Origin of the sequence: Actinomadura bangladeshensis (assembly GCF_004348335.1) — a bacterium.
Taxonomy (GTDB): domain Bacteria; phylum Actinomycetota; class Actinomycetes; order Streptosporangiales; family Streptosporangiaceae; genus Spirillospora; species Spirillospora bangladeshensis.
Genome location: NZ_SMJW01000299.1, coordinates 1 through 8,752 on the forward strand (window position 1 = coordinate 1; position 8,752 = coordinate 8,752).

General features: G+C 77.9%; 7 protein-coding genes. 5 read left to right on the plus strand and 2 right to left on the minus strand.

What is annotated here, in order from left to right; all coding sequences use genetic code 11:
* Positions 1-124 precede the first annotated feature (124 nt).
* Positions 125-667, minus strand: a complete 543-nt coding sequence (locus E1284_RS35270; protein ID WP_243714942.1) for a GNAT family N-acetyltransferase — start codon at positions 665-667, stop codon at positions 125-127.
* A gap of 8 nt (positions 668-675) precedes the next feature.
* Positions 676-1,758, minus strand: a complete 1,083-nt coding sequence (rsgA, locus tag E1284_RS35275) for a ribosome small subunit-dependent GTPase A (protein WP_131944499.1) — start codon at positions 1,756-1,758, stop codon at positions 676-678.
* Between the two features lie 347 nt (positions 1,759-2,105).
* Here rsgA and E1284_RS35280 point away from each other — a divergent pair, with 347 nt between their 5' ends.
* From E1284_RS35280 to E1284_RS35300, 5 genes are all read left to right on the plus strand, one after another.
* Positions 2,106-3,464, plus strand: coding sequence for a hypothetical protein (locus tag E1284_RS35280; RefSeq protein ID WP_131944500.1), 1,359 nt, complete (start codon positions 2,106-2,108; stop codon positions 3,462-3,464).
* Between the two features lie 85 nt (positions 3,465-3,549).
* On the plus strand, positions 3,550-4,290 hold the full coding sequence (locus tag E1284_RS35285) for a response regulator transcription factor (RefSeq protein ID WP_131944501.1): 741 nt from the start codon (positions 3,550-3,552) through the stop codon (positions 4,288-4,290).
* A complete protein-coding gene (locus tag E1284_RS35290; RefSeq protein WP_131944502.1) occupies positions 4,287-5,768 on the plus strand; it encodes a sensor histidine kinase in 1,482 nt (493 codons plus the stop codon). Before E1284_RS35285 ends, E1284_RS35290 begins: the two co-directional genes overlap by 4 nt.
* A gap of 63 nt (positions 5,769-5,831) precedes the next feature.
* Positions 5,832-7,157 carry a bifunctional glycosyltransferase family 2/GtrA family protein gene (locus tag E1284_RS35295; RefSeq protein WP_131944503.1) on the plus strand — a complete coding sequence of 442 codons (1,326 nt, stop codon included), beginning with the start codon at positions 5,832-5,834 and terminating at the stop codon, positions 7,155-7,157.
* Positions 7,154-8,752 (plus strand): glycosyltransferase family 39 protein (locus E1284_RS35300; protein WP_131944504.1); only part of this gene is annotated, 1,599 nt, incomplete at its 3' end. The genes E1284_RS35295 and E1284_RS35300, both read left to right, overlap by 4 nt.

Below are 8,752 nucleotides of genomic sequence, written 5' to 3' on the forward strand. Positions count from 1 at the left end.
CACCCTCGGCTGGTCCCTGCTGCTGCTCGCGGTGTTCGTGCCGCTGTCGGTGCGCACCTACCGGCGCCGCGGCCGGTGACCCCGCGGCCCGCGACCGGAGCCCCGGCCGCGGGCCGCGGGCCCCTCACACCCCGAACGGGGCCGGATAGGCGACCGTCCCGGACGGCACCGGACCCGGACCGTCCAGCACCAGCGCCATCAGCGCCTCGTCCGGCACCTCGAACGCCGCCCCGACGCCCAGCGACGACGCGCGCGCGAACCCGAACCGCGGATAGTAGGCCGGATGCCCGAGCACCACCACCAGCCGCTCACCCCCGGCCGCCGCGCGCCGCGCCGCGGCGCCGAGCACCGCGCGGACGGCCGCGCCGCCCCCGCCCCGCCGCTGCAGCTCCGGCAGCACCGCCACCGGCGCCAGCGCCAGCGCGGCCGCGCCGCCGACCCGGCACCGCGTCACCAGCGCGTACCCGCCGACCCGCCCGGCGAAAGCCGTGTCCGAGCCCGGCCCGCCGTCCGCCGGAGCGACCGCTTCGGCGACCATGGACAGGCCCGGGATCCACGCCGGGTCGCGGCGCAGCGCGTCCACCAGATCGGCCTCGGCGGCCGTCGGGAACGCCGCCTCCACCACCGCGCGGACCGCGCCGGCGTCGCCGGGCGCCTCCGGCCGCACCGCCCACCTCACCGGTCCCGCCCCCGCTCCCGGTACATCCGCCGCTGCGCCTTGCGGATCGACTTCCACCGGTCCTCCCGCTCGGCGCGCAGCCGCGCGTCGGTCCGCGACGCCGCCCACTCGCTCTCCCGCAGCAGCCTGCGGTAGCCGTCGAGGCGGCGGGCCGGCAGCGTCCCGTCCTCGACCGCCGCCAGCACGGCGCAGCCCGGCTCGGACACGTGCGCGCAGTCGCCGAACCGGCACCCCGCCGAAAGCTCGGCGATGTCGGCGAACGCGCGCTCCAGCCCCTCGGACGCCTCGACCAGGCCGACGGCGCGCAGCCCCGGCGTGTCGATCAGGACGCCGCCGCCCGGCAGCGGCAGCAGCTCCCGCCGCACCGTGGTGTGGCGGCCCTTGCCGTCGCTGTCGCGGACCGCGCCCGTCGCCAGGACCTGCGCGCCCAGCAGCGCGTTGCCGAGCGTGGACTTGCCCGCGCCCGACGGGCCGACCAGCACCACCGTCCCCGACAGGACGGCCCGGACGGCGTCGACGCCGTCACCGGTCACGGCGCTGCACGCCACGACCTCCACGCCCGGCGCCGCGGCGGCGGCCCCGGCCTCCGCCGCGGCGATGGCGGGCGACCGGTCGGCCTTGGTCAGCACCACCACCGGCCGCGCGCCGCTCTCCCAGGCCAGCGCCACCAGCCGCTCGATCCGCCCCGGCGCGGGACGGGCCGCCGGCGGCACCACGATCGCGACCGTGTCGACGTTGGCGGCCAGGACCTGGCCGCGCGAGTCGCGCGACGCCGACGCCCGCACGATCGCGGTGCGGCGCGGCAGCAGCGCCGCCACCGCCGGGCGCCCGTCCGGGCCGTCCGGGCGCAGCGCCGCCCAGTCGCCCGTGCACGGCGCCGCCAGCGGATCGGGGGACGCGGCACCCGTGGACGCCCGGGCCGGGCCGTCCTCGGTGACCACGTCGCACAGGCCGCGGTCGACCGCGGCCACGCGCGCGGGCACCAGCCCCGCCGCGCGATGAGAAGTGAACTGCTCTTCCAGGACCTCGTCCCAGCCGTAGGCGGCCAGAGGGGACGGGTCCGCGAATGCGGAAGACATTGCTGTGGAACCCTCACGTGAAAAGGGGGCCCCGGCGTGCGGACGCCGCGACGGCCGCGCGGCGCGCGGCCGGGCGAGTACGGCCCTGCGGGATCAGCTCAGCCGGCGGCCCGGGAAATGGGAACGGGCCGAATGCTGCGGGCAGCAGCAACCTGGGCGACGGCCATGCATCCCCACCTCCTCACGTTTCGCCCGCGACGTTACCCGACCCCGCCGCCGCACGCCACCGAATTGACCCGCGCCGCCCGGCGAACGCCCACCGCGGACTCCGGCGGCTGCCGGTGACCGGCACCGGCCGTCGGCAGTTATGGTGATTTGCAGGGCGGATCGCGATGAGGGGCGTGGCCGTGGACGACAGAGACCAGCACGACGGCACCCGGGACGCAACCGACCGGAACGCGGCCGGCCGGAAGGAACCCGGCCGGGACGGGCCCGGGCTCGCCGAGCGGGCCCGGCGCGCCGACCGGGTCGCCGCCGAGCGGCTGGAGGAGATCTGGGACGGGCTGGCCCCGGCCGCCGAGGCCGCGGCGCGGCTGGCCGCGCACGCCGGGGAACCGGTCCGGATCGCCGCCCGGGACGCCGCCGCGCTCGCCGCCGACCGCATCCTGGAGCAGGTGGCGGGCACGCCCGCGATGAAGGCGATCGAGCGGGCCGCCCGCGACGCCGCCGTCCGCGCGGCGCGCGCCGCCGCCGAACGGGCCGTCTCCGAGGCCCGCGCCGCCGCGGCCGCCAACCCCGCGACCGCGGGCGCGCTGGAGGCCGCCACCGCCGCGATGACCCTCGCCGAGCAGCTCGCCGGGCAGGCCGCCCGGCACCCCATGGCCGCCGCCGCGCGCCGCCTGGCCGCCGACAGCCCCCTCGCCCGCGCCGCCGGCGCCACCGCGCTCGACGTGGCCGGGCGCACCGCGTCCTCGCCCGTCGTGCAGGCCGCCACCCGGATGGTCGTGGACGCCGCGATCGACACCGTCGCCGACGCCGCCGTCGACGCCGCCATGACCGCCGGGCGGGACGTCGTCGCCCGCGTCGTCCGCGAGACCGCCGAGCAGGCCGCCCGCGACGCCGCCGCCGCCCTGCGCGACACCGCCCGCGAGAGCGGGCTGACCGCCGAACTGGCGCCGCTGGCCGGGCTCGCCTCCCGCGCCGCCGGATCGGACGCCGCCCGCTCCGCCGGGGACCTGGCCGCCGCCGCGGCGGGCAGCGCGTTCGCCCGCACCGCCCGCGACCTGGCCGTGCGCGCCGCGTCCCGCGCCTTCACCGTCGCGATGGAGGCCGCCCTGCGCGAACTGCTGCGCGACGCCCTCAAACTCGCCATGAAGGAGCGGCTGCGCGGCATGATCCTGGACGTCTCCCGCGACGTCGTCATCGACGTCGCCAAGACCACCTGGACCACCGCGACCCGCCCCTCCGACGCCACGACCAAGACGACCGTCAAGGCCACGGTCGTCGAGACCGGCGTGCGGGACGGCGACCCGTGGGCGCAGGCCGCCGCCGAGACCGCCGGCACCGCCGCCGGCGAGGTCGAGGCCACCGTGGAGGTCACCGTCGAAACCCCCGCACCCGACGATGCACCCGACCGTGCACCCGACCGTGCGCGCGACGAGGCGCGCGACGACGCGCGCGACGACGCGCGCGAGGGCGGACAGGGCGGCGACCCGTGGGCGCGGGCCACCGCCCGCGGCGCCGCCGAGGCCCCGCCGGAGCCGTGAACCGGTCCTCAGAAGATCCTGAGAGAACCATGAGAAACCCCGGCCGGTGCACGGGCCGCCCACCGGCGCTGCCTACGGTGAGTGCATGGAGTCCGACACCCGGGGGGCCGAACCCGCGCGGATACTGGTCGTCGACGACGAGCCCGCCGTCCGCGAATCGCTGACCAGCAGCCTGGAGTTCGAGGGATACCGGGTCCAGGACGCCGCCGACGGCGCCCTGGCCCTCCAGCAGGTCGAAAGCCGGCCCCCCGACCTGGTCGTCCTGGACGTCCTCATGCCGCGGATGGACGGCCTGACCACCTGCCGGCGGCTGCGCGCCCTCGGCGCCACCATGCCGGTGCTGATGCTCACCGCCCGCGACATGGTCGGCGACCGCGTCACCGGCCTGGACGCCGGCGCCGACGACTACCTCGCCAAGCCGTTCGAGCTGGACGAGCTCCTCGCCCGCGTCCGCGCCCTGCTGCGCCGCACCGCCATGAACACCGCCATGAACACCGCGGCCGCCGCCGGCGAGGGCGGCGTGCTCGCCTTCGGCGACCTGCGCATGGACACCCTCACCCGCGAGGTCACCCGCGCCGGGACGCCCGTCGAACTGACCCGCACCGAGTACATGCTGCTGGAGATGTTCCTCACCCACCCCCGGCAGGTCCTCACCCGCGAGCAGATCCTGGAGACCGTGTGGGGGTTCGACTTCGAACCCGCCTCCAACTCCCTGGACGTGTACGTGATGTACCTGCGGCGCAAGACCGAGGCGGGCGGGCTGCCGCGGCTCGTGCACACCGTCCGCGGCGTCGGCTACGTGCTGCGCACCGCGGCGTCCCCATGAACGGCCGGGCGGCGACCCGCGCCCCCGCGACCCGCCCCCCGGTGACGCGGCGGCTCACGCTGCGCGCCCGGATGGCGCTGCTGACCGCCGCCGCCGTCGCGCTCGCCGTCGCCGCCTGCGCCACCGCAGGGTGGCTGCTCACCCGCAACCAGCTGTACCAGGAGCTCGACCGGCGGCTGGCCGCCACCTCCGGCGGCCCGCCCGGCGGGCCCGAGCACGACCGGCCGTTCCGGGGCACCGCCCTGCGGATCGAGGAGGCCCTCGTCCGCTGCGCGCAGGACCCCACCGGCAGCGCCAGCCCCCCGCCCGGCCCCTATGAGATGACGCAGGTCGTCACCGCCGCCGGGCGGCGCTGCACCCTGCCCGGCGCCGGCGCGCTGGAGGTCACCGCCGCCGACGCCGAGGTCGCCCGCGGCGAACGCGGCCACGTCTACCACGACGGCACCGGCGTCACCGCCTCCGGCGCCGCCGACCACGTCCGCGTCCTCACCCGCCCCTTCCGCGCGCAGGACGGCACCACCGCCGCGGTGTCCTACGCCATCTCCCTCGACGAGGTCGAAGGGCCCCTGGACAACCTCGCGCTGCTGCTCACCGCCGTCACCGCCCTCGGCGTGCTGGTGTCGGCCGCCGCCGGCCTGGCGATCGCCCGGGCGTCGCTGCGGCCGGTGGACGAGCTGACCGGCGCCGTCGAGCACATCGCCCGCACCGAGGACCTCGCCACCCGCATCCCCGAGGAGGGCACCGACGAGATCGCCCGGCTCAGCCGCTCCTTCAACGCCATGACCGGCGCGCTGGCCGCCTCCCGGGAACGGCAGCGGCAGCTCATCGCCGACGCCGGGCACGAGCTGCGCACCCCCCTCACCAGCCTGCGCACCAACATCGACCTGCTGCTGCGCGCCGAGGCCACCGGCCGGGACCTGCCGGCCGCCGCCCGCCGCAACCTGCTCACCAGCGTCAAGGCGCAGATGCGGGAGCTGTCCAGCCTCGTCGGGGACCTGCTGGAACTCGCCCGCCCCGACGAGGCCCGGCCCGTCCGCGCGGCGGTCGGACTGCACGACGTCGTCGCCCGCGCCGTGGAGCGCGCCCGGCTGCGCGGCCCCGGCCTCACCGTCGACGCCGAGACCGGCCCCTGGTACGTGCTCGGCGACCCCGCCTCCCTGGAGCGCGCCGTCGTCAACCTCCTCGACAACGCCGTGAAGTTCAGCCCGCCCGGCGGCACCGTCACCGTCCGGCTCACCGGCGGGGAGCTCACCGTCCGCGACCACGGCCCCGGCATCGCCGGCGAGGACCTCCCGCACGTGTTCGAGCGGTTCTGGCGGTCCCCGTCCGCGCGGAGCCTGCCCGGCTCCGGGCTCGGGCTGTCCATCGTCGCCCGCGTCGTCGCCGAGTCCGGCGGGGACGTCGCGCTGGAGCCCGCGCCCGGCGGCGGCACCCTCGCCCGCGTCCGCCTCCCGGGGACCCCGGCCCCCCGCGACTGATTCTCATGCCGCGTTAATCGGCGCCTCACCGGCTTCCCACGGCCCCCGGCGAACCTCGGTCGCATGAATCACCTCATCACCGAACGGGGCACGCCCGCCGCGCCGCCGCCGACCCCGGGCCGCGGGGGACGGGGCCGGCTGGTCGAGGTGGTCGTCCCCGTCCACAACGAGGAACGCGTCCTGGCCGCCAGCGTGGAGCGGCTGCACGCCTACCTGGCCGCGACGTTCCCCTACCCGTTCCGCGTCACCGTCGCCGACAACGCCAGCACCGACCGCACCTGGCCGATCGCCGGGGAGCTGGCGGCGCGGCTCCCGCACGTGCGGGCCGTCCGGCTGGCGGACAAGGGGCGCGGGCGGGCGCTGCGGCACGTGTGGAGCGGCAGCGACGCCGACGTCGTCGCCTACATGGACGCCGACCTGTCCACCGACCTGGACGCGTTCCTGCCGCTGGTCGCCCCGCTGATCTCCGGGCACAGCGACCTGGCCATCGGGTCCCGCCTCACCCGCGGGTCCGCCGTCGTGCGCGGGCCCCGCCGCGAGGTCATCTCCCGCTGCTACAACCTGCTGCTGCGCACCGCGCTGGCCGCCCGGTTCACCGACGCCCAGTGCGGGTTCAAGGCCGCCCGCGCCGAGATCGTGCAGGCGCTGCTGCCGCAGGTCGAGGACGAGGCGTGGTTCTTCGACACCGAGCTGCTGCTGCTCGCCGAACGCACCGGGCTGCGCATCCACGAGGTCCCCGTCGACTGGGTCGACGACCCCGACTCCCGCGTGGACGTGCTGCGCACCGCCCGCGACGACCTGCGCGGCATGGCCCGCGTCGGCCGCCGCATGCTCACCGGCGCGTTCCGCGCCCCCGTCGGCCGGGCCGCGCCCGGCCGCGCGGCCGCCGATGCGGCCGCGCTCCCGGCGGGGATGCGGCGGCAGCTGCCGGCGTTCGCCGTCATCGGCGCCGCCAGCACCCTCGCGCAGCTCGTCCTGTTCGTGCTGCTGCGCACGGTCATGGGGCCGCTGTGGGCGAACGCGGTGTCGCTGACCATCACCGCCATCGGCAACACCGCCGCCAACCGCCGCTTCACCTTCGGCGTCACCGGGAGCCGCCGCGCCCTGCGCCACCAGCTCGAAGGCGGCGCCGTGTTCCTGCTCGGCCTGGCGCTGTCCACCGGCGGGCTGGCGGCGCTGCACGCCGCCGCGCCCGGCGCGTCCCGCGCCGTGGAGATCGCCGCGCTCGTCGCCGCCAACGCCGCCGCCACCCTGGCCCGGTTCCTGCTGATGCGCGCCTGGATCTTCCACCCGCGCCGCCTCGGCCGGCAGCCCGCCGGACAGCCGGCCGGACAGCCGGCCGGGCGGGTGCCCGCGGCGGGCGAGAGCACCGGAGGGACGGCGTCATGACCGCGACCGTCACCGCGCCCGCCGAACGGCGCCGCGCACCCGCCGCCGGGCGCGCCCGGCGGCTGCTCCTCGGCGGCGACGGCGACCCCCGCTGGGCCCGCCCGGCGCTGTGGGCCATCCTGCTCCTCGCCGCCGCGCTGTACGGGTGGGGGCTGCCGGAGGCCGGCTACGCCAACACCTACTACTCCGCCGCCGTCAGGAGCGGAACCGAGAGCTGGAAGGCGTTCTTCTTCGGCGCCCTGGACGCCGGCTCCTACATCACCGTCGACAAGCCGCCCATGGCGCTGTGGGTCATGGGCCTGTCCGCCCGCATCCTCGGATTCGGGACCTGGAGCCTGCTGCTCCCGCAGGTCGCCGAGGGCGTCGCCGCCGTCGCGATCCTGTACGCGACGGTGCGGCGGGCGTTCGGGCACGCCGCCGCGGTCATCGCCGCCGCCGTCCTGGCGCTCACCCCGATCACCGTCGCGATCAACCGCGACAACAACCCCGACACCCTGCTGGTCCTGCTGATGGTCGCCGCCGCCTGGGCGTGCCAGCGCGCCATCGCCACCGGGCGGCTGCGGCCCCTGCTGCTCGCGGCGTTCCTGGTCGGCTGCGGCTTCAACACCAAGATGCTGCAGGCGTTCCTGGTCGTCCCCGCGTTCGCGCTGGCCTACCTGATCGCGGCGCGGCCCCCGATCGCGCGGCGGGCCCTGCACCTGCTGGCGGCCGGCGCCGTCCTCGCGGTGTCGTCGCTGTGGTGGGTGCTGGCGGTGGACCTGGTCCCCGCCCGCTCGCGCCCCTACATCGGCGGCAGCACCGACGGCACCGCCTGGGACCTGGTCATCGGCTACAACGGCCTCGGCCGCGTCCTCGGCCAGGACGGCGGGCGCGGCGGACCCGGGGGAGGCGGCGGGTTCGGCGGCCGGGCCGGCGCCGGGCGGCTGTTCAACGACATCCTCGGCGGGCAGATCTCCTGGCTGATCCCGTTCGCCGTCCTCGCCCTCGCGGCCGGGCTCGTCCTGCTGCGGCGCCGCCCCCACACCGGCACCGGCACCGGCCGCGCCGCGCTGATCCTGTGGGGCGGCTGGCTCGCCGTCCACTACGCCGTGTTCAGCTTCGCGCAGGGCACCTTCCACCCCTACTACTCCACCGCCATGGCGCCCGCCGTCGCCGCGCTCACCGGCGCCGGAACCGTCCTGCTGCTCGCCGCCCACCGGCGGTCGGCGGCGTGGGCGTGGATCCTGCCGGCCGGGATCGCCGCGACCGGCGCGTGGGCGTTCGTCCTGCTGGACCGCACCCCGGACTGGCACCCGTGGCTGCGGTGGCTCGTCGCCGCCGCCACCGCCCTGGCCGCCGCCGCGCTGCTGCTCGGACGCCTCGTCCCGCGCGCCGGGGCCCGGACCCGGACCCGCGCGGCCGTCGCCGGGCTCGCCCTGGCCGCCGTCGCGGCCCTGGCCGGGCCGGGCGCCTACGCGGTCTCGGCCGCCTCCACCGCCTCCAACGGCACCAACCCGCTCGCCGGGCCCGCCACCGGGAACGGCTCCGGCATGCCCGGCGGGATGCCGGGCGGGATGCCGGGCGGGCGTCCCGGCGCCATGCCCGGCGGGCCGGAC

What these genes read in the sequence shown, in the direction of transcription:
- rsgA (WP_131944499.1), bottom strand. Translation starts at nt 1,758, where the DNA reads ATGTCTTCCGCATTCGCGGACCCGTCCCCTCTGGCCGCCTACGGCTGG.
- E1284_RS35285 (WP_131944501.1), top strand. Translation starts at nt 3,550, where the DNA reads ATGGAGTCCGACACCCGGGGGGCCGAACCCGCGCGGATACTGGTCGTC.
- E1284_RS35290 (WP_131944502.1), top strand. Translation starts at nt 4,287, where the DNA reads ATGAACGGCCGGGCGGCGACCCGCGCCCCCGCGACCCGCCCCCCGGTG.
- E1284_RS35295 (WP_131944503.1), top strand. Translation starts at nt 5,832, where the DNA reads ATGAATCACCTCATCACCGAACGGGGCACGCCCGCCGCGCCGCCGCCG.